General features: G+C 52.5%; 21 protein-coding genes. 9 read left to right on the top strand and 12 right to left on the bottom strand.

What is annotated here, in order from left to right; translation table 11 throughout:
* Positions 1–232 precede the first annotated feature (232 nt).
* The 3 genes from JQN59_RS00320 (at position 233) to JQN59_RS00310 (ending at position 3,306) form a co-directional block, all read left to right on the top strand.
* Positions 233–1,006: a winged helix-turn-helix domain-containing protein gene (locus JQN59_RS00320; protein WP_149607905.1), complete on the top strand. Its 774-nt coding sequence runs from the start codon at positions 233–235 to the stop codon at positions 1,004–1,006.
* Complete coding sequence (locus JQN59_RS00315; RefSeq protein ID WP_003827183.1) at positions 1,003–1,467, top strand: hypothetical protein; 465 nt, start codon at positions 1,003–1,005, stop codon at positions 1,465–1,467. The genes JQN59_RS00320 and JQN59_RS00315 overlap by 4 nt, the downstream gene beginning before the upstream one ends.
* Positions 1,468–1,809: 342 nt before the next feature.
* Complete coding sequence (locus JQN59_RS00310) at positions 1,810–3,306, top strand: C69 family dipeptidase (RefSeq protein ID WP_149607906.1); 1,497 nt, start codon at positions 1,810–1,812, stop codon at positions 3,304–3,306.
* Positions 3,307–3,342: 36 nt separating this feature from the next.
* Here the strand turns inward: JQN59_RS00310 and JQN59_RS00305 are convergent, their stop codons facing one another.
* The gene (locus JQN59_RS00305; RefSeq protein ID WP_048215260.1) at positions 3,343–4,245 is read right to left on the bottom strand and encodes a LysR family transcriptional regulator; all 903 of its coding nucleotides are present in this window, start codon (positions 4,243–4,245) and stop codon (positions 3,343–3,345) included.
* A 104-nt stretch (positions 4,246–4,349) separates the two neighbouring features.
* Here JQN59_RS00305 and JQN59_RS00300 point away from each other — a divergent pair, with 104 nt between their 5' ends.
* Together JQN59_RS00300 and JQN59_RS00295 are read left to right on the top strand one after the other, a co-directional pair.
* A complete protein-coding gene (locus JQN59_RS00300; protein ID WP_128316843.1) occupies positions 4,350–5,357 on the top strand; it encodes a zinc-binding alcohol dehydrogenase family protein in 1,008 nt (335 codons plus the stop codon).
* Positions 5,358–5,373: 16 nt separating this feature from the next.
* Positions 5,374–5,664 carry a putative quinol monooxygenase gene (locus JQN59_RS00295; protein ID WP_162623446.1) on the top strand — a complete coding sequence of 97 codons (291 nt, stop codon included), beginning with the start codon at positions 5,374–5,376 and terminating at the stop codon, positions 5,662–5,664.
* Between the two features lie 39 nt (positions 5,665–5,703).
* Here JQN59_RS00295 and JQN59_RS00290 read toward each other — a convergent pair whose 3' ends face one another.
* On the bottom strand, positions 5,704–6,480 hold the full coding sequence (locus JQN59_RS00290) for an SDR family NAD(P)-dependent oxidoreductase (RefSeq protein ID WP_149607907.1): 777 nt from the start codon (positions 6,478–6,480) through the stop codon (positions 5,704–5,706).
* A 146-nt stretch (positions 6,481–6,626) separates the two neighbouring features.
* Between JQN59_RS00290 and JQN59_RS00285 the strand changes: the two genes are divergently transcribed.
* Both JQN59_RS00285 and JQN59_RS00280 read left to right on the top strand, forming a co-directional pair.
* Positions 6,627–7,571 (top strand): LysR substrate-binding domain-containing protein, encoded by a 945-nt coding sequence (locus JQN59_RS00285; RefSeq protein ID WP_048216372.1) that lies wholly within the window; start codon positions 6,627–6,629, stop codon positions 7,569–7,571.
* Between the two features lie 25 nt (positions 7,572–7,596).
* Complete coding sequence (locus tag JQN59_RS00280) at positions 7,597–8,499, top strand: carboxylate/amino acid/amine transporter (RefSeq protein WP_003827166.1); 903 nt, start codon at positions 7,597–7,599, stop codon at positions 8,497–8,499.
* Positions 8,500–8,527: 28 nt separating this feature from the next.
* Here the strand turns inward: JQN59_RS00280 and nlpA are convergent, their stop codons facing one another.
* The 9 genes from nlpA to JQN59_RS00235 all read right to left on the bottom strand — a co-directional run bounded on the left by nlpA (position 8,528) and on the right by JQN59_RS00235 (position 17,479).
* On the bottom strand, positions 8,528–9,346 hold the full coding sequence (gene nlpA, locus JQN59_RS00275; RefSeq protein ID WP_032945419.1) for a lipoprotein NlpA: 819 nt from the start codon (positions 9,344–9,346) through the stop codon (positions 8,528–8,530).
* 215 nt (positions 9,347–9,561) lie between these two features.
* Positions 9,562–10,305: a 2-dehydro-3-deoxy-phosphogluconate aldolase gene (gene dagF, locus JQN59_RS00270; protein ID WP_149607908.1), complete on the bottom strand. Its 744-nt coding sequence runs from the start codon at positions 10,303–10,305 to the stop codon at positions 9,562–9,564.
* On the bottom strand, positions 10,292–11,401 hold the full coding sequence (gene dgaE, locus JQN59_RS00265; protein WP_149607909.1) for a D-glucosaminate-6-phosphate ammonia lyase: 1,110 nt from the start codon (positions 11,399–11,401) through the stop codon (positions 10,292–10,294). The genes dagF and dgaE overlap by 14 nt, the downstream gene beginning before the upstream one ends.
* Before the next feature lie 3 nt (positions 11,402–11,404).
* Complete coding sequence (locus JQN59_RS00260) at positions 11,405–12,265, bottom strand: PTS system mannose/fructose/sorbose family transporter subunit IID (protein WP_005121522.1); 861 nt, start codon at positions 12,263–12,265, stop codon at positions 11,405–11,407.
* The gene (locus JQN59_RS00255) at positions 12,262–13,011 is read right to left on the bottom strand and encodes a PTS mannose/fructose/sorbose/N-acetylgalactosamine transporter subunit IIC (RefSeq protein ID WP_149607910.1); all 750 of its coding nucleotides are present in this window, start codon (positions 13,009–13,011) and stop codon (positions 12,262–12,264) included. Before JQN59_RS00255 ends, JQN59_RS00260 begins: the two co-directional genes overlap by 4 nt.
* Positions 13,012–13,036: 25 nt before the next feature.
* On the bottom strand, positions 13,037–13,522 hold the full coding sequence (locus JQN59_RS00250; protein WP_003023959.1) for a PTS system mannose/fructose/N-acetylgalactosamine-transporter subunit IIB: 486 nt from the start codon (positions 13,520–13,522) through the stop codon (positions 13,037–13,039).
* Between the two features lie 12 nt (positions 13,523–13,534).
* Positions 13,535–13,960 (bottom strand): PTS sugar transporter subunit IIA, encoded by a 426-nt coding sequence (locus tag JQN59_RS00245; protein WP_048215255.1) that lies wholly within the window; start codon positions 13,958–13,960, stop codon positions 13,535–13,537.
* Between the two features lie 213 nt (positions 13,961–14,173).
* Entirely contained in the window at positions 14,174–16,972 is a 2,799-nt protein-coding gene (dagR, locus tag JQN59_RS00240) for a transcriptional regulator DagR (RefSeq protein WP_149607911.1), read from the bottom strand.
* A 90-nt stretch (positions 16,973–17,062) separates the two neighbouring features.
* Complete coding sequence (locus JQN59_RS00235) at positions 17,063–17,479, bottom strand: GNAT family N-acetyltransferase (RefSeq protein ID WP_003827152.1); 417 nt, start codon at positions 17,477–17,479, stop codon at positions 17,063–17,065.
* 130 nt (positions 17,480–17,609) lie between these two features.
* Here JQN59_RS00235 and JQN59_RS00230 point away from each other — a divergent pair, with 130 nt between their 5' ends.
* Entirely contained in the window at positions 17,610–17,903 is a 294-nt protein-coding gene (locus JQN59_RS00230) for a YicS family protein (RefSeq protein WP_003827149.1), read from the top strand.
* A 37-nt stretch (positions 17,904–17,940) separates the two neighbouring features.
* Here JQN59_RS00230 and JQN59_RS00225 read toward each other — a convergent pair whose 3' ends face one another.
* Positions 17,941–18,888, bottom strand: coding sequence for a LacI family DNA-binding transcriptional regulator (locus JQN59_RS00225; RefSeq protein ID WP_032941556.1), 948 nt, complete (start codon positions 18,886–18,888; stop codon positions 17,941–17,943).
* 292 nt (positions 18,889–19,180) lie between these two features.
* Here JQN59_RS00225 and JQN59_RS00220 point away from each other — a divergent pair, with 292 nt between their 5' ends.
* Positions 19,181–19,495: a PTS sugar transporter subunit IIB gene (locus JQN59_RS00220; protein ID WP_149607912.1), complete on the top strand. Its 315-nt coding sequence runs from the start codon at positions 19,181–19,183 to the stop codon at positions 19,493–19,495.
* Positions 19,496–19,507 lie beyond the last annotated feature (12 nt).

The raw sequence follows: 19,507 nt of genomic DNA, 5'->3' as shown, positions 1-19,507 counted from the left end.
TAAAGATAATTCAGATAAAACTGTAATGAATTCTCATTATTTAACCTTAGTTAATTCTCACCTAAGAAATAAGATCGCTAACATATTGTATTTAAAGATGTTTTAATGAATTGGTGAAATTCTTATCTTCGTTCATGAACAAAGAGTGAGGCGCATTTTCGATTTGGATGTAAAATTTAAAGGATGCGTTAGCGCACGCTGTGATTCGTTTTGGTTACTGAGGGCTGGGCAATTGTACCTTATCAATCAGTTGGTCGAATTTAATCCTGATAGCAAAAGTCTGGTCAATCGTCAGACCGGGCGAGCAATTCAGCTCCAGCTCCCTGCCTCGCTCTGTTTTCTCTATTTAATTACTCACGCAAGTGACATTGTTTCCCAGAACACGTTGATGACAATTGGTTGGGGTGAAAGAAATAATGTGACCACCACCAACACATTTTACCAGGCTATTCTGACGCTACGAAACGCGCTGGCGGACGTGGGGTTACCTCGTGATACGGTGAAAACTATTTCCCGACGCGGGCTCAGATTAAATGAGAATACGCAAGTAGAGACAATAACGCTTCAACAGAGTGAAGTTTCCCCGTCGCCGGTTATTGAAGAAATCACCCCCGCAAAGATAATTCCTTCGACACCACAACAAACGACGCAGATACCCTGGTTTGAGGTTTTATTTAGCGCCAGTGTCGTGATTGCCACGTTGATCATCTGGCTGGTGTGGTATCAAACGCGCCCTGTTATGCCGTTTAGTAAATTTGTCCAGGCTTCCATGCAGACGCCATCGCGGCAAAATTGCAAAATCTATTACTCACCAAATGAACACGACCAGCAAGGCTATTTCAATCTGATGCAGTTACATCCCTATCTCTGTGAAAACAACAAGCACGTATTTCTTACCGGTTACAGCAAAGCGGAAAGGATCGTGGCATTTGTCTGTGATAAAGATGCACGGGTGGATGCTAACGCATTTTGTACTACTCATTATTACTGGATGCGCGGGCAATGAAAAAAACACGCCACCTTATAGTGCTCGTGGCCGGGCTGGTTACTGTGCTCGGTTCAGGCGGATGGTTATGGCATTCACGCTATGCCGACAAACCGCTGAATTGCATCGGTAACATGGAATGGAATATTGGCAGCAACCGCTTTACCGGTACGTTATCGTTTCGGATGTACAACAGTGAAGGCCTGGCCACTATTACCGGCAAACTGTACGGGCGTAATACCTCAGACATTAGCAGGAACATCTATTTTAACTACACCCAAAAGCGCGATGCCCGAGTGCTACAGGCGATGCAGGTCGTCAAAACCTTCGCTGACACCGCTGATGAAGCGGATATTAACGACACATTACCTGGATTTTACCGCCAAAGCGGACGAAGCCTGAGCCTGGTCATGGAGGAGTATAAAGGTGCATGGATTTTTGCCAGCTCCAATGTGCCCTCGCTGTATTGCCGCAAAAGGTAACGTCATATCCGGAAATAAAAAGCACGGCCCCTCAATGAAATTCACATTTGTCATCATTGACTTACGCGACATGGGTCACTGAATCCACACATAACCCATTGCTATTCTTCATCGCGAATCAGGAAACATCCTGAATATCATAATATCCGTTGCGTAATAATTAAGCGAAATGGGCGTTATATTTTGCCCAGAAGACTTCAACCTACGGATGGATATTTGGAGAAGACGTGGGCAGGGGCGTTTATCTCTCTCGCGAGCAATGTCTGAGCGTTCAGGCGTTATCGCATTTCAGGAAACGGTGTGTTTCCGGTGTATTTTTGGCGTACATATGAGGGATACGTAATGTTTACTTTTAAAAAGTGCCTGATTGCACTTTCTATAAATTTGGCCGTTGTTTCATCAGGTTTTGCTTGTACGACCCTGCTGGTCGGCAACGAAGCATCAGCGGACGGCTCCATGCTGGTCGCCCGTAGCGCAGACAGCGATGCTCTGAAAGCACAGCATTTTGTCATTCATCCGGCAAAGCAAAATCAGACCGGGGTATACAGCACCAAAGCACATAATGGTGCGAATGATTTTACCTGGCCACTGCCGAAAAACTCTCTGCGTTATACCACTGTCCCAAACTGGAAAACCCAACTGCACGGCGCGACCGGATTTAACGAGCTGGGTGTCGGCGTGAGCGGTACAGAATCCATTTTTGCCTCACCGAAAGCACTGGCCGCCGACCCGTACGTTGAGGATAAAGGGATCACCGAAGACGATATCCCGGATATTCTGCTGTCACAAAGTAAAACCGCACGTGAAGCTGTGGCGCTGTTGGGCCATATCGTTGAGACCGTCGGCGCAGGCGAAGGTTTTGGCGTTGCCGTCGTCGACGATAACGAGATCTGGTACCTGGAAACCGGTAGCGGCCACCAGTGGATGGCGCAGCGTCTGCCGAATAACCAGTATTTTGCCACCGGTAATCAGGGCCGCTTACAGGATTACGATCCTAAAAATCCGGACATGATGGCGTCAAAAAACCTGATTCAATTTGCGACTGAAAAAGGACTGTACGATCCGGCGAAAGACGGTAAATTCAACTTCTCCAAAGCCTATACCCGTGATGACGAGCGTGACCGCACGTATAACGACCCTCGTGTATGGACCATCCAGAAAGAATTCAATCCTTCCGTAAATCAGGATATGGCCAAAGGGCGCGAATTCTCGGTCTTCATGACGCCAGAGAAGAAAATGACGCTGGACGATGTAAAAGCCGTGTTGCGTAGTCACTATGAAGGGACCAGCCATGACCCGTACACCAACGGTCTGAACGGCAAAGAGCCATGGCGTCCGGTCAGCGTTTTCCGTACCTATGAAGCGCACGTCATGCAGGTCCGTCCGTGGTTGCCAAAAGAGATTGGTGAAACGACCTACATTGGCCTGGGCATGGCTGACCTCACCGCCTTTGTTCCGTACTACAGCGGCCTGAAAGCGTATCCGGCTAACTACACGATGGGTACCGATAAAGCGGACGATCAGTCTATCTACTGGAAATATCGTAAATTACAAACGCTGACGATGACCGATTATCCGAAGCTCGCGCCAATCGTCAAAAAAGCCTACAAAGCGTGGGAAGACAAAGTGGCGAAGGAGCAAAAAGAGGTCGAAGCAGAGTATCTGAAGATGGCGAAAACCGATAAACCCGCCGCGGATAAGATGCTGAATGACTTCAACCTGCGCATCATGGCCGACGCCGAGAAGCTGACGGAAGATCTGACTAATCAGCTCTTTACCATCCGCACTAAAGACATTCAGTCTGATATTTTCTTTGCGAATGCAACGAAAAAAGACTGAGTAACGACGCGATAGTATTCTGGCGTAAAGCGCTTATTAGCTTTGCGCCAGCATTTCACACCGTGCCTTCACCGCCTCGTGCAGAAGGCGTACCGCGGTTGAAAGCTGTTTCCGATGCGGGCAAATCATATTCAGCGGGACTTTCTCTCCCTGATAATCCGGCATCAGCAGTTGTAATCGACCGTCACGCACATCCTCGCTGACATCCAGCCACGACTTGTACGCCACACCTTCTCCGGCAATCGCCAGGCGCCGGATCACTTCCGCATCGTCACTCATAATGGTGCCGTTAACCTGCACACTGCTGACCTCGCCGTTGCGCGTAAACGTCCAGCGATCGTGCAGGCGGCCGCGTAATACGAAAGTCATGGCGTTGAGCTGTGTTAAATCATCCAGTTTTTGCGGCGCGCCGTTTTGCTCAACCCATTCCGGTGATGCCACCAGCACGCGTCGGTTACCCGGTGCAACCGGCAGCGCAATGTAGGACGCGTCTTCGGTGTTGCCATAGCGAAACGCAACATCGACGGGGTCTTTAAAGACATCCGTTACCTGGTCGGAGAAAAAAATCCGCAGGCGCAGCGCGGGATAGCGGCGTCGAAACGACTGAAAGACCGGTAGCAGCAGGTTACGACCGAGATCCGAAGGCACGGCGATTTGCAGCGTGCCTGACACTTCATCTTCCGGGGTCTGAATTTTTTGCAGCCCGGCATGCATTACATCCAGCATCTGGCGGGCATAGGGTAACCAGACTTCACCTTCTGGCGTCAGGCGCAGGCTGCGCGTGGAGCGAGCGAACAAGCGGATAGCCAACGTAGACTCCAGGCGCTTGATAGCTGAACTGACCTGAGCAGGTTGAACGCCGACTTCGCGCGCAGCATCACTAAAACTATTCAGCGCCGCGGCGCGGACAAACAACGTGAGATCTTCAAGCCGGAACATTTTCACTCCCCGAGTATAAGTCCTGTCGCCATAGGGCTATTTTTCCCGTTCTGTTACCGGTTTACCATCGAATTATTCAACTGATTCCTGTGACCGGAGAGAATATGAAAGCCATCGCCATTACCAGCGCCGCGACCGACGGCAATAACATTGAATTTTTACAAGAGATTGACCTGCCCATGCCAGTTGCTACCGGGCACGATCTGCTGGTTGAAGTGAAAGCCATTTCCGTCAACCCCGTTGATACCAAGGTCCGCGAAGGTTTTAACGCTGATGTGCCGCGTGTGCTGGGCTGGGATGCCGTTGGCGTGGTGAAGTCCGTGGGCGAAGCCGTCACCCTGTTCGCACCCGGCGATGAAGTCTGGTACGCCGGAGCGCTCGGCCGCGCTGGCAGTAACAGTGAATTTCAGCTGGTTGATGAACGTATTACCGCGCTGAAGCCAAAAACACTGGATAATGCTTCTGCTGCGGCGCTGCCACTGACCGCTATCACCGCCTGGGAAATGCTGTTCGACCGTCTGGGCGTTGAGGAAAATGGCAATGAAGATGATGTGTTATTGATTGTTGGCGCGGCTGGCGGCGTCGGTTCTATTCTGACACAACTGGCCAGTAAGCTGACCAAAATGACCGTCATCGGTACCGCATCACGTCCGCAGAGCCAGAAATGGGTACGTGAAGCGGGCGCTCATCATGTGATTGACCACAGCAAGCCGTTGACGGAAGAGCTGGCACGGATAGGCATTAAAGAGGTGACGCACGTTGCCAGCCTGAACAATACCGAGCAGCACTATTCGCAAATTATTGCCGCACTGGCGCCGCAGGGCAAACTGGCGCTGATTGACGATCCGCAAACTCTCGATGCGCGCCCGCTGAAGGCCAAAAGCATTTCGCTGCATTGGGAGTTTATGTTTACCCGTTCGATGTTCACAACCCACGACATCATTGCGCAGCATCAGTTACTGACCCGCGTGGCGCAGCTGATCGACGACAGCACCCTTCGTACCACGCTGGGCGAACATTTTGGCGCGATTACCGCGGCAAATCTGCAAAAAGCCCACACGCAAATTGAAACCGGCCGCTCGGTTGGCAAGATCGTGCTGGAGGGGTTTTAACATGTCTGATTCTGACGTGATTTCAATTATTGCGGTACTGAAAGCCAAACCGGGGAAAATCGACGCACTGAAACAGGCGCTACAAGCTCTGCTGCTGCCCACGCGCCGGGAGCCGGGCAATATTGAATATGCCCTGTTCCAGTTACGCGACACGCCGGATGTGTTCTACGTGCGCGAATCCTGGCGCGGTCAGGCCGGTCTGGATGAGCATATCGCTCTGCCACATTTCCAGGCGTTCATTCTACAAATGAACGATCTGCTAGCCGAACCGCTACGGCTGGATTATCTGACGCCGATTGAGCCTTAATGTCTCGACGCTCCCCCGCAGCTATGCGGGGGATTTCCATCAGCCATTACGTCCGGCCATAACACCGCCATCCACATCCCAGATAGCGCCAGTTACCCATTGCGCTTTGTCTGACAACAGGAAGGCGACGGATTCAGCCACATCACGCGGCGTACCAACCCGACCAATCGGATGGAAGCTGTCAAAGCTGCTCATCACACCTTGTACGTCTTCTTTCGGGATAAATCCTTCGTAGATAGGTGTATGCACGACTGCTGGCGAAACGGCATTGACGCGGATCCCATTTGCCCCCAGCTCGATGGCCAGATTTTTAGTTAATGCATGCAGTCCCGCTTTTGCCATTGAGTACGCTGAAGAAGGTGTTGCGCCAATTGCCTGTTGTGCCCACATCGAACCAATATTCACGATGGCACCCTGGATGTTAGCCGCCACCATATTACGCACGACATCGCGGGTGATAAAAAACGTCGCGCGGTTGAGGCTCATGTACAGTTCATAATCTTCAACTTCATGATCAGTGAAAGGTTTTGGGAAGAAAACCCCAGCTGCATTTACTAACAGGTTGATGTCTATGTGCTCAGCATTTACCGTTGCCATCACCTGCTTAACGCCCGCTTCTGACATCAGATCCGCCACAATGACAGAGACGTCACCCAGCTCCGCCAACGCCTGATGGGCCCGTTCCGCTTTCTCGGCACGATTGCCAACCAGCACCACTCGACCACCACCCTGGAGGATCAGTTTTGCGGTTTCAAATCCGATACCACTGGTACCGCCCACCACTAACAGTTTTTTGCCGACAAATAATGTGTTCATCGCTAGCCTCGTTTCAAGTATTCATTAATGCGCTAACAATGCCACTACCCTGAGGCGCTGACGAATGAGAAGAAATAGCGAACCGAGAAAGAAAATCTATCTCGATGGCATATACTGAAGATATTCACAAAACGGGAAATGACCTAATGCGCTCACTTAATCGGCTTAAATGGTTACACGCTTTTGAGGCCACAGCCCGCCACGGCAGTTTTACTGGTGCGGCGCAGGAACTGGGGGTCACTCCGGCTGCCGTTGGGCAACTGGTTCGTGCGCTGGAAGACTGGGTTGGCCACCCGCTGCTGCATCGTACTCGTTCAGGCAAAGAGCGTCTCACGCTGGTCAGCGAAGCACAGGACGCGTTGCGCGAGATAACCCAGGGACTGGATAGTCTGGAATCTGGGCTGAACAAGTTACGCGGTCGGCGAGCACGCTCGGTGGTGATCATCACGGCCTCTCAGGTACTGGTGATGAACTGGCTGATGAGCCGCCTCAATCGCTTCTCACAAGCGCATGAAAACATAGAATTACGCTTGAACGTGACGGAAAAGCTGATGGATGTTGCTCATGGCGAAGCGGATCTGGGCGTACGTTGCGGTAAAGGCGACTGGCCTGGGGTAAATAAAACCTGGCTGATGGATGAAGAAGCGGTTCTGGTTTGTAGCCCGCGTATTGTGCCAGTAGATAAAATTTCCTGTGGAGAATGGTTGGCCGCACAGAAGCTTATCCATGATGACACTCCCCACCCCGGCGCCAATTTCCCGGGCTGGAATGATGTCCTGACCGCCACCCAGGCACCTGCCGTTTGCGACAGTGGATTGCACATCAACTCTACCTCTGCAGTGATTCTGGCGGCGCTCAGCGGTCAAGGTGTCGCCATTGTGCGTAGGGCATTGGTGCAGCAGCTACTGACAGACGGACAACTGGTTCAGCTTCATCCCAACACCCGCTGGCCTCTGGCGTGGTCTTACTACATTGTTACGCCACAGCACGCGGTAATGCGTCCGGAGGTAAAAGTCTTTAATGACTGGCTGATTGCGGATGTGCTGGCAGAAATCACAACCATCTCTGCTATGATGCCTGCACACAAATAAAACAAAACAACATGCCGAGGGAAAGATGAGTTCCACCAGAAGAGGGATGATGAACGTCCTGATTGCCGCCGTATTGTGGGGAAGTTCAGGCGTTTGCGCGCAATACATCATGGAGCAAAGCCAGATGTCGTCGCAGTTTCTGACCATGACGCGCCTGATTTTCGCCGGGCTCATTCTGCTGATGCTCTCTTTCGTTCACGGCGACAAAGTGTTCTCCATTATCAAAAACCGCAAAGACGCCATCAGCCTGCTGATTTTTTCCGTGGTTGGGGCGCTCACCGTACAGCTAACCTTTCTGCTGACTATTGAAAAATCCAACGCCGCCACCGCGACGGTGCTACAATTTTTGTCACCGACCATAATCGTGGCGTGGTTTTCCGTGGTGCGCAAAGCACGACCGGGGATTTTAGTGCTGACTGCGATCTTCACCTCGCTTATCGGCACCTTCTTGCTGGTCACCCACGGTAACCCGACATCGCTGTCTATCTCACCTGCCGCGCTGTTCTGGGGAATTGCCTCGGCGTTTGCCGCCGCGTTCTACACCACCTACCCCTCAACGCTTATCGCGCGCTACGGCACGCTGCCGGTTGTCGGCTGGAGTATGTTAATCGGCGGGATGATCCTGCTGCCGTTTTATGCCGGACAGGGCACTAATTTCGTGGTGAATGGCAGTTTGATTCTGGCGTTTTTCTATCTGGTGGTCATCGGCACATCGCTGACGTTTAGCCTGTACCTGAAAGGCGCGCAGATGATTGGTGGACCGAAAGCGAGCATTTTAAGCTGCGCGGAACCGTTGAGCAGCGCATTGCTGTCCCTGCTGCTGTTAGGTATTACCTTTACCCTGCCAGACTGGCTGGGCACGCTTTTGATCCTCTCCTCGGTAATACTTATCTCAATGGACTCACGTCGCCGCGCCAGAGCGGTTTAACACCAACCGGCGCGGCAAAAGGTCATGATTACCAGCCCGGAACCGCGCCACCGTTAAAGATAGTTTCTGCCGCCTTCGCCACTTCAGGTGACTGATAAGATTGCAGGAACTCTTTCACATTCTCGGCATCTTTGTTGTCTTCTCGCGCCACCAGAATGTTCACGTACGGTGAGTTTTTGTCTTCAATAAATACGCTGTCATGTACCGGGGAAAGCCCGGTTTGCTGGATGTAGGTGGTACTGATAATCGCCACATCCACTTTCTGATCGTCCAGTACACGCGGCAACTGCGCACCTTCCAGTTCCATAATTTTCAGATGCCGCGGATTATCAGTGATATCCAACGCTGTTGGCAGCAGACCGGTATCCGCTTTCAGCGTAATTAACTTCTCTTTTTGCAGCAGCAACAGCGCCCGGCCCAGATTGGTAGGATCGTTAGGTATCGCAATCGTTGCACCGTCTTTTAGTTCAGCGACAGTTTTGATTTTCTTCGAATAACCAGCCATCGGGAACACAAAGGTATTGCCCACTGCGACCAGCTTATAGCCGTGTGCTTTATTATCTTGTTCAAGGAACGGGCGATGCTGGAAGACGTTGGCATCCAGCTCACCATGATTGGTGGCATCGTTGGGCAGCAGAGAACCGCTAAAACCCACCAGTTCCACCTCCAGACCATATTTTTCTTTAGCGACTTTCTTCGCGACCTCCGCTACATCCTGCTCAGCACCGTTAATTACACCCACTTTGATATGCTTTGCATCACTGCTCTGTTGATCGCATCCTGCCAGCAATAATCCCGCCAGTAATACCGCCGCCCCGGCCCCGAAATAAGGTATCTTCAGCTTCACGTTTTATCCTTTTGCAATAACCGCCTGATGAGTAATGAAATGACTATAGCGGGAAGGCCGCTGCGGTTTAAAAAACGAAAAAGCATCAGCAAGAAGAAAAAAGCATAAAGCAGACATATGGACAAAAATGTCCGGTAGCGCTTACGCTGACCGGGCTGGTGACATGAGGTTATCTGTAGGCCGGATAAGCGAAGTGCCATCCGGCGATAGCAACATCACACCAGGGTTTTAACTATCTCCATCAACCTGACGACGTCTGCAGGCCGGGTATTACCGGTCTGTGGGTCGATAATCGAGCTGTAAACATGCGGCATGACGCGCGGTACTCCCGCCTCCAGACAGGATTGCAGGATAACGCCGAAGTTATCGAGATCGATACCGCCGGTTGGTTCAATCAGCGTCATGCCGTTTCTCGCCGCTGTCGTCGCCAGTGCATATAGCTCAGGCATCGACTGTTCACCGCCCATTGGGAAGAACTTCGCCGCATGGGCTCCTGAATCCAACATCATACGGACCGCTGCATCGCAGGAAACGCGGGCTGGCGTGCCCTGGCTGCTGCTGACGCCGGTCGAGATCAACACGTCCCCCGGCGTGCCACTGGGACTGACTAACGCGTTGATATGGGTCTGTTCACCGCCCGTTGCCGCCAAGGCGCCTGCCGCAAACCCGCAACCGGTAAAGGTCTGGTTGACGTGTGCTGGATGTACCTGTGAGGCAATCATCGCCGCTTTGTAATACTGCGCCGGGTCACCGGCCCCCAACCCCACAGAAATCGACGGCACGTCGTTCATCCAACGTTTTACTTCCAGAACCCCTTCCTCAACCGAGGAAAACTGCGCCGAAAGAATGCCAATCACCGCGTGGCCTTCGGCAGCATCATAGATTTCCCGCGCATTGGCGATATCCTTCGCCAGCACGTTAATAGCCACTTTATTACGATAAAAATTAATGTGTTGCATGTTCTGCAATCTCCTTTAATCGGGCCACGATCAGCGCCATTTCCCCTTCTGCGACCGTACGCGGGTCAAGGCTAAAGACGCCCTGATGAAGGTTGTAACGGCGAGCGTAGATCGCGATATCGCCCTCACGCAGGTGCGCTTCTACAGCGTAAGCATCCATTCCCAGCACCTGCGCATTCACCCGAATACGAATCCGCCAGATAGCGCGTCCGGCCTCATCCTGCTCGATATCCGCATCCAGTCCGCGAATCTCTGAAATCGCCTGCGCCACGGGGCGGAGCTCTTCGGTGGTGACCACGGTTTGTCCCTGATGGTAGTTTTCCAGGGCATACACCAACCCAACCATATTCTCTTTGCCGATTTTCATCGCCCGGGCAATCCCGTGGTGCTGCGCTTTACACGCGGCAATCCACTGTTTCTTCCCGGTGATAAATCCGGAGGTCGGCGCGTTAAAGGCTTTTGCCCCGCTGTAGACCACCATATCCGCCCCGCTCGCCACCCATGCGTGTAAATCCTCCTCGGCGGCAGCATCGACAATCAGCGGCAGGTTGTGAACCTGCGCGATCTGCACAAAATCCGCAATGCTCAACATCCCCTTCTGCACGCAGTGGTGCGATTTCACGTACAGAAGCGCGGCGGTGCTATCGGTAATCGCGCTCTCCAGCTGCCAGCGGGCCGCCAGATTACTTGAGCCAACCTCCACCACCCGCCCGCCGCCCAAACGGATGGCGCTGGTGATGGGCGCACCGTAGTCAACGTTATGCCCGCGCAGCATGACCACTTCATTGGCCATACCTGCGCTGTCCGGCATCAGCGAGACTCGCGCCTGGTCACCACGGGTAATGGCGGCGGCAACAGCGATAGCAATGCCCGCCGATGCACAGGAGGTGACATAGCTGTCTTCAGCCCCGGTGTAGCGGGAAACCAGTTCTCCAGTTCTGTCCACCAGCCGATCAATTTCAACAAAGGCTGAAGCAGCCCGCGCGGTGGCCTGCATTACTTCCGGCGCTACGCTGGAAACACCCAGAATCGTCATCTTGCCGCAGGCGTTAATGACCTGTTTTAGCCCCAATTGTTGGTAGATATTCTGTGTCATGGCTTACAGTACTCCCAGCAGCGAACAAACCACGCTGAGCGCGACAATCGACAGTAAAATCGTGGTGTAACGCGGTCCTTTCTTCACCAGATAGAAATAGATGGCGAACACCGCCGCCAGCGGCAACAGGCCGGGGGCAATAGAGTCGAGGATTTGCTGGACCACAACTTCAGAGCCTTTCAGGGCGCTAAGTTTTAACGGCGTGGTGATCTTGACGTAGCTTGCAGAAAGCGCGCCCATCATGATCAAACCCAGCACGTTAGCGCCGTAGATAAGTTCCTTTATTCGCCCTCCCTGCAGCAGCCCAATTATCGAGTCACGCCCCAGCGTATAGCCTTTGTGAACCATGCCATAGCTGATTGCCAGCGTAATAGCAGGATAGAGAATTAACGGTACAATTCCGCCCATCGCGCTGCCATTCGCCGCAAACGGGATGAATATAGCAATTAACAGCGGCATCACGGCGGCCCAGATGATGGAGTCCCCCATCCCGGCCAATGGTCCCATCAACCCGGTTTTAATCCCGGTAATTGAGGCGTCGCTGATCGGCTCGCCGCGGGTTTTCTGTTCCTCCATCGCAATGGAGATCCCCTGAATCACCGCCCCGAACGTCTGCTCCGAGTTAAAGAAGTTCAAATGGCGTTTCAGCGCTTCAACCTGCTCCTCTTTTTGTGGGTAGAGTTTTTTGATGATCGGCGTCATTGAGGCGCAGAAAATAAGGCTTTGCAAACGTTCATAGGAGCTGGAAACTTCCGCGCCTAGCCAGTAGATAAACCAGGCTTTGGTGATGTCTGCTTTGGTCAACGTGCCGCTTTCACGCGCGCGCTCCACCAGTTCATGCTGCATTACATCGCTGCTCATCATGCTGCTCCTTCATTTTTCGCCAGACCTTTAATGAGGAAGGCCACACAGGTACCAAAGATTGCCATCGCCATGATGTCTATCTTCAGGTACAGCACCGCAAAGAAACCTCCGATAAACCATGGCAGCAGGCTCTTTTTACCGATCACCATAATGGTGATGGCGAAGCCCAGCGCCGGCAGAATGCCGCCCATAATTTCAAAGGAGTGCGTCAGCCAATGCGGCATCAGCTTAAGGAAGCTTTCCACAACGTCCTGACCAAAATAGTTGGCGGCGAAGACCACCGGGAAACGCAGTACCAGCCCGAGCAAAGCCGGGTAGAGGAACGCACAGCGCATAATGCCCGCCATGTTTGCCGTTTCCGCATGCTTGTCGGCCATATGTACCCACGCCGCGTTTAGCGTGCGGCGCAACTGGTCGAGGAACACGCCGATAACGCCAAACGGGATCGCCAGTGCGATAGCCAGGTTCGGGTCCATTCCGGCCTTCACGGCGATAGGAATTGAAATGCAGGCAGCCAGCGCCGGATCCGACGGGACGTTGCCGCCTGGCGTGGAGGTCACGCCGAGATAAACCAGCTGCATACCTGCACCGATGATCATCGCCGTTTCCATGTTGCCTAACAGCAGACCAACGAATACGGCAATCACCACTGGCTGTAGCAGCATGGCGGAGAAGGTGTAGCCAAGGCGTAATCGGGCAAACCAGTAATACAACCCCATCAGGCTTGCGAAGACTAAAGTATCCATAATTAAGTACCCTGTTATCAAAGAATTAGAATTTTTTCAGGATATCGTCCAGCGACTGAGGCTTATCTTCCGGGATAGTCTGGAAGAACACCTGAATCCCACGATTTTTCAGGTCGCTCAGAATGCCGACGTCTTTTTCATCCAGCGTAATGTTCTGGAATACCGCTTTGCGGTTTGGCCCACCGCCCAGCCCACCGACCTGAATGGTGGTGACATCAAAACCCAACTGGACCGCTTCCTGAACCGCCGCCAGAGAGGGGAACAGCACCAGAACCTTGCCGTCACCAAGCTGGTTTTCTTTCCATGCGGCGGCAAAACTCTGGTTACCAAAGCAATCCACTTTGATGTTCGGCGGCGCGGCCATCAGGTAGATGTTTTTCATAAACGGATCGGCATCCAGCTCATCGCTGACCACTGCAATCCGGTTTGCCTGAGATTGCCCAACCCATTTGGTCACCACTTGTCCATGAATCAGACGGCTATCGATACGACATAAAACGATGTTTGCCATGATGTTTATTCCTTATTGTGATTGTTGTAATTGACGTACGTGGGCAACAACGTCCAGGCAGCTACTACGCCCGGCCTCGACCAGATCGGCCACGCAGGTGGTCAATTGGCCATGCTCGCGTTTGTCCAGCGCCTCCAGTAACAAAGAGGCGTTCAGCCCGGAAATCACTGCCACCGGGTAATCGGCGCTCAGCCGCGCGGCCACGTTAGAGGTGGTGCCGCCAATAAAATCGGTCAGAATCAGTGAGCCTTCCGGCATGGTTTTCACCACGGCTTCGACGCGTTGATAAAACTCGCCGAGCGTATCAACAGGCATCAACGCGATTTCCGTTACGCCTTTGATTTCGCCCATCACCATGCGCAGGCTGTTGCAAAGCTGTTGCCCCCAACCGCCATGGGTCAGCAGCAGGATCTGGGGCAAGGATTCAGTGGTAGTCAAAATGGCCTCCTGGCTCGATTACATGAGACTTGCAATGCCTGATGGCGCTTTCGCTTATCAGGCCTACGGGAAGTGCTTTTGTAGGCTGGATAAGGCGTTTTATGCCGCCATCCGGCAAACTCATCAAAGTAAGAGCAAAGGCTGTGCCAGAATTTGTGTCACGCGGGGGAATTGTGGGTGTTGGCGGGGCGCAAAGCCCCACCAGACAAGGGATTAGCTATACAACAGTTCGTAGATATAAAAATATTCCGCGTCCGATAACCGAATGGCATAGGCCTCTTCGATCGGCAGGAAAGCCGATTTAATGACACTAAACGCACGAATATCCAGATCCGGCTTGTTCTCCAGCGCCATCTGTAACGGTTTGCGGTTAATCACAATACGCTCGACCATACAGCAGCAATGGATCAGGAAGCGCAGTGTCACCTGACGGCTCGGTTTGAGCGACAGCGCAGCGGTCAGATGATTCAGCACGCCTTCCATTTCTTTCAGAATACGCTGCGGGTTGAGCACCGAAATATGGTTAATGATGCTCTCCATAGTCAACGCGCTGATAAAGCGCATCGCGCTACGCTCCATCTCCAGCCGGCGTTCGCTGCTGGAGAGATCTGGCGTCAGCAGGCTGAGCACCAGCTCAGGGCCTTGCTCAGAGAACAACTCCTCGAGCGAGATAAACGGAATATCCGGCAGTCCTGGCTGGAAAGTACCCACTATGCCCGCCAGACGTTCACTGGCGTTAATCGCCTGCTGAACACGCTCCAGGCTGCGAACTTCGTTGTAATCGAGGATCACCATCCGCGTATCCTGCGACATCAACTCACCGAAGCTCTCTTCCAGCACCTTTTTGATTTTTTCTGCTGTTCCCATCCCTGTAATGCAAGAAATGACCAGCACTTTACCGCTGTTTTCCTGCTGTGGCGTACAGAGCTGACAGGGAATATTTTTGCTCTGCATCAACGCCGCCAGCTGCGGCAAGTCGCTGGTTTCGTAGCTTAAATCCAACCCTATTTCCAGCAGACTGGTTAGCGTGATGTTGGGCATCAGCAGAACGTCTATCTGGAATAATTTGCTGATCGTACTGCCAAAATGGACCAGCGAGCCAATATCCACCATCAGGATCAATCGGCGATACTGCCGGGTTTGGATCATCTGTGTCAGAGCTTCCAGCGTGTCATGCACTGACTGCTCGAAAGGCATATCGATAGCGCTGAACACCTCGCGCTCCAGCACGCGATTCACGTACTGCGCCTGGCTTGTGGCGGTCGTCGCGCCATGGGCAATCAAAATCACCCCGCAGTCAGGACTGGCGTCTATCCGTTGGCGGTAATGGCGACACTCTTTGAGGAACAGGCACAGCCAGACCACCTCCGTCGCCGGACACTGAATATGCAGCAGTTCATTGATTTTTCGGCATAACAGCGTGGCGTTTTCGTATTCATCTTTGCAGCGATCGAGGATCAGGCTGGAAGAATAAAGTTGCGGAATAAGGCCGCGCTGCACGTAGCCAATCAGCGCCAGAAAGTGTTTGCGCAGCGGGTTTACCAGATTTTCCGGCAGCGTAAAACCAAGCACCTGCTCAACGCAGCCGATCAGCAGTGTAACTCGCTCTTCAATCTGATCGCCATAGCGCGGGGGATGCGCCACACTGTCGCGGCTGTAGAGACCATATTCAAAAATCGAGCTGAGTTTGTTTTTGAGGATTGCCAGCGTTTCAGCAGGTGGTACGTTGCTGTTACGCAGGTTGATATATTCCCGGGTCAGGAAGCTGTAAAAGAGATCGCTCTCTTCAATTTCGGCTCCGGTGGCCAGCGAATTTTTCAGTGCCGGCAACGTGCGGGCATCGATGCTCAGGTGCTCTTTGCCTTCGAACAGCGCCCCAACCAGCAGACGTTGTTCCGGCGTGGCGTTAAAGGGGATCTCGGTCAGACGTTTATCCAACTGTAGCGTATCGCTGTGCTCCGTCATCCCCGAGGCCCAGGCCTGGGCGCAGAGAAACTGAATGTCGCTCTTGAGCTGACCAATATTGCCTTCCAGCGGCTTGTTCAGCAGCCAGAGCAGCAGGGTACGGTCGATGCTTATCGTACGCTCGATTTTGCGGCTCTCACGCTGTAAGAAACCAACGATCAGCTCAACCTGCTCTTCGACCGAACGCTGGCGAATGCCGGGGAGATCGATACATACCTGAATACGTCTCTGGAAAGTGCGCAGCAACGCCGAACTTACCGGTTCGGTGGTCGCACATATCAGGCGAACCGAGATTGAACGCGCCACGGCGCTTGAACCCAGCGGCCGGTATTCACCTTTGTCGAGAATAGAGAACAGCTTTTCCTGACCTTCATACGGCAGACGATGCACTTCATCGAGCAGGAGATAGCCGCCATCAGCCTGTTCGACCAGACCGGGTTTATTCTCGTTTGCACCGGTAAACGCTCCCTGTCGATGACCAAACAGGTGCGATGAGAGCAGCTCCGGGTTATGCGCGTATTCCGCGCAGTTGAAATAGACCAGCGGTGGAGGTGTTCCCGGTGCACGTTCGCAGGCGAAACGGTGCATCAGTTCGGCAAAAAAGGTTTTACCCACGCCGGAGGGACCGGTCAGCAGAACATGTAGCCCGTGGGGATACAGCACCGCCGCGCGGCCTTTTTCCACCGCATCGCGCAGGCTGCGATCGTAACCAATCAGGCTGGAAAAGGGATCGTCTGTCGCCTGGTTTTCCTGAACAGGCAACAGGTCGGCAACGGTTTGCACTTCACGCTCGGACTCATCTAATTTACGCCCCAGCAGCGCTTCAATCGCCTGACGATGCAGAAAGAATACCGGGCGCCCGCGGCTTTTAATCGCCAGGCCGTCGTTCCAGAGCTGATTGAGATCTTTACTGACCGAGTTGCGCGCCAGCCCGAGGTTGAAGCCGATGGCCTCCGCCGTGAACGCCGTTTCCTGCGCCAGATGGGCAAGATTCAGTCCTCGCGTCAGCCGTTCCAGCTCTCCCAGTATTATCTCAATCCGTCTCATCTCTTTACCGCTTAAGAAATAAATGATTGTTCAGAACATACACTATTATGCTGCGCAAGAAAGTGAGGCGGCATCCAGACCTTCCGGTCATCAAAACGTTTTCGACAAATAATGGCGCGCGGAACCGGTTTCCGGGAAGTTATCGAGGGTCATTTGCAACTGATAGCCGTTTTTCTGATAAAACGGCAGCGCCTGGAAACTCATGGTATCCACCAGCGCATGCAGGCATCCTCTCTCACGCGCCGTCTGTTCTGCGGCCTGCATCAATTTTGTGCCGTAACCACCTTTACGCAGCGAGTCATGCATCCACAGAAAATCAATGCACAGCCATTCGCCTTTGATTTTGCCGATCAGCCCACCCAGAATGTCATTGCGCTCATCGCGCCAGTACACCGCCAGGTCGCCAAAATTGGTGGTTCTGAGAAACTGCCGGTTGTAAGCGCGCAATCCGGCAAGCAGGGCATTTTGATCGTCTTCGGTAATCGTATCTGTAATCTGTATTTGCATCCTATCCTCCTGAAATAACTACAACTTCTGGCTGATTTATTTTTAGACATTAACACAGGGTGATGAGTGAGTCGTATGCCGTCTACACTTACTCTTGAGATGATGCGCATAGACAACAAGGATTATTATCATGAAACGAGTCATTTTTCCGATTATTGCCGTCCTTTTCACGCTACCCGGTCTGGCGCAAGCCGACTCGGCTTATGGCAGTCTGCAGGCTGTACACGAAAAGAATACTGTTATGAAGGATTTGCGTAAGATTTGTACCCCGCAAGGGTCGCCATCTGATGAGGTGTGGGAAAAAACGATTATGGCTGATACGCGTAATCAGCAGCACATCCGCGAAGCCATTCTGGCAATTCAAAGAAACAATCAAAACAACTACTGGGAAGCGCTTGGCAAAGTTGAATGCCCGGATTTATAGGCGTGAAGCGAAATAGCCCCACGCCAGAGGGAAAGCGTTAACGCTGAGGAATAATTAAGTCGCCGCGCAGCACGTACGACCCCAGCACGCTCTGGGTTTTCTCGTTGAGCCAACTGACGATCCGCGCCGCCATGGCGTCCATGGAATATTCAATCGCCGGGATCGTAGGGATTCCCGGCAGATGCAGCGAACCGGCCAGGCTAAAGACCATAATGTCTTGCGGTACTGATTTATTAAACGCCTGCAACTGCGGGATCACCCGCTGTGCCTGCTGTTCATCCGCCACCAGCAGCGCGTTAAAATTCAGCGTTGACGCGTTGTTCAGCAGCTCCTGCAAGGCCACTGACGATGACGTTGCAGCCATAAATACCAGGTTACGGTTAAACGGCAGGAAGTTTTTTTCCAGCGCGTGTTTATAGCCCAACAGCACCTGATCGGAGAAACCCATCCCGTCCGGATGAATTAAAGCAATCTGGCGTCGGTTCTGACTTATCAGGTAGTTACAGGCGGTTTCGGTAGCGAACTCATGATCGAACTGGATGCTGTTGACGTCATCGCCGGAATCCAGACAATCCACCAGAATGACATTCTCCTGATTGATGTTCAGCGGAAAACGCGCGCCAATAATCAGGACGTCATCGCACAAGCCGCAGCTTAATTCATCAAGAGCGCTCATGACTTCCGCTTTGGTATTGGCAAAACGCAGCAGCAGGTGCTTTTGATGCTGGCTAAGATGCTTTTCCAGCGCGTAGAGATAACCCGTGGTCTGATTAATGTTGTCCTGTGCGCATATCACGCCGATACAGCCCGTAGACTGGCTGAGTAGCGACTGCGCAATCACGTTCGGACGATAATTGAGTTCATCCACCGCTTTCAATACGGCGAGGCGGCTGGCCTCTTTTACGCCACGCGATCCGCTCAACACGCGTGACACCGTGGCTTTTGACACGCCAGCCAAACGCGATACATCGTTGATAGTAGACATCATTCTCCCCTGACAGGACCCGCCTGGCCCTTTCCATCCTGAATTTAACATTGGCTCAAATAATCGCCATCCGCAGTATAGCTGTTTCCGTTTTTCATGGAAACCGATTTTCCATTTGGACTCAAAAAGAGATCTTAACAGCTAATTTCGTGAGCTAAATCCAAATAATTAGCCTTATAAGAATAAGATCTTGATGGCCGTCACAGTTCTGTTTTCCATGAATGGAAACCGGTTTCCGTATGATATCAAATCAGACTCGCAATAAGTTTTTACATTTAAAGGATGGTTCACTATGTTCAGGATTATGTTGTGTTGTTCGGCAGGGATGTCCACCAGCTTACTGGTTCGCAAAATGGTTGAAGAGGCAGAGTCTCGCGGATTGCCTGCGAAGATTGAGGCCTACGGCGTTTCCGAATTTGACATTCAGTTTCCAAATTACCAGGTGGTGCTACTCGGCCCCCAGGTAAAGTACATGCTTAATACGCTCTCCGAAAAGGCTGCCACCCAGGGTATACCCGTAAAAGCCATAGATATGATGGATTACGGTATGCAACGCGGTGACAAAGTGCTGGATTATGCTCTGTCGCTGATTGAAGCGACACACTAGAAAGGTGTCATT

Origin of the sequence: Citrobacter sp. B72 (assembly GCF_016894305.1) — a bacterium.
Classification (GTDB): Bacteria; Pseudomonadota; Gammaproteobacteria; order Enterobacterales; family Enterobacteriaceae; genus Citrobacter; species Citrobacter portucalensis.
This window is presented reverse-complemented; position numbering and strand designations above follow the sequence as displayed.

What these genes read in the sequence shown, in the direction of transcription:
- JQN59_RS00285 (WP_048216372.1), top strand. Translation starts at nt 6,627, where the DNA reads ATGCGCTCACTTAATCGGCTTAAATGGTTACACGCTTTTGAGGCCACA.
- JQN59_RS00310 (WP_149607906.1), top strand. Translation starts at nt 1,810, where the DNA reads ATGTTTACTTTTAAAAAGTGCCTGATTGCACTTTCTATAAATTTGGCC.
- JQN59_RS00315 (WP_003827183.1), top strand. Translation starts at nt 1,003, where the DNA reads ATGAAAAAAACACGCCACCTTATAGTGCTCGTGGCCGGGCTGGTTACT.
- JQN59_RS00280 (WP_003827166.1), top strand. Translation starts at nt 7,597, where the DNA reads ATGAGTTCCACCAGAAGAGGGATGATGAACGTCCTGATTGCCGCCGTA.
- JQN59_RS00220 (WP_149607912.1), top strand. Translation starts at nt 19,181, where the DNA reads ATGTTCAGGATTATGTTGTGTTGTTCGGCAGGGATGTCCACCAGCTTA.
- JQN59_RS00225 (WP_032941556.1), bottom strand. Translation starts at nt 18,888, where the DNA reads ATGTCTACTATCAACGATGTATCGCGTTTGGCTGGCGTGTCAAAAGCC.
- dagR (WP_149607911.1), bottom strand. Translation starts at nt 16,972, where the DNA reads ATGAGACGGATTGAGATAATACTGGGAGAGCTGGAACGGCTGACGCGA.
- JQN59_RS00250 (WP_003023959.1), bottom strand. Translation starts at nt 13,522, where the DNA reads ATGGCAAACATCGTTTTATGTCGTATCGATAGCCGTCTGATTCATGGA.
- JQN59_RS00230 (WP_003827149.1), top strand. Translation starts at nt 17,610, where the DNA reads ATGAAACGAGTCATTTTTCCGATTATTGCCGTCCTTTTCACGCTACCC.
- JQN59_RS00235 (WP_003827152.1), bottom strand. Translation starts at nt 17,479, where the DNA reads ATGCAAATACAGATTACAGATACGATTACCGAAGACGATCAAAATGCC.
- dagF (WP_149607908.1), bottom strand. Translation starts at nt 10,305, where the DNA reads ATGCAACACATTAATTTTTATCGTAATAAAGTGGCTATTAACGTGCTG.
- dgaE (WP_149607909.1), bottom strand. Translation starts at nt 11,401, where the DNA reads ATGACACAGAATATCTACCAACAATTGGGGCTAAAACAGGTCATTAAC.
- JQN59_RS00290 (WP_149607907.1), bottom strand. Translation starts at nt 6,480, where the DNA reads ATGAACACATTATTTGTCGGCAAAAAACTGTTAGTGGTGGGCGGTACC.
- JQN59_RS00255 (WP_149607910.1), bottom strand. Translation starts at nt 13,011, where the DNA reads ATGGATACTTTAGTCTTCGCAAGCCTGATGGGGTTGTATTACTGGTTT.
- JQN59_RS00300 (WP_128316843.1), top strand. Translation starts at nt 4,350, where the DNA reads ATGAAAGCCATCGCCATTACCAGCGCCGCGACCGACGGCAATAACATT.
- JQN59_RS00305 (WP_048215260.1), bottom strand. Translation starts at nt 4,245, where the DNA reads ATGTTCCGGCTTGAAGATCTCACGTTGTTTGTCCGCGCCGCGGCGCTG.
- JQN59_RS00260 (WP_005121522.1), bottom strand. Translation starts at nt 12,265, where the DNA reads ATGATGAGCAGCGATGTAATGCAGCATGAACTGGTGGAGCGCGCGCGT.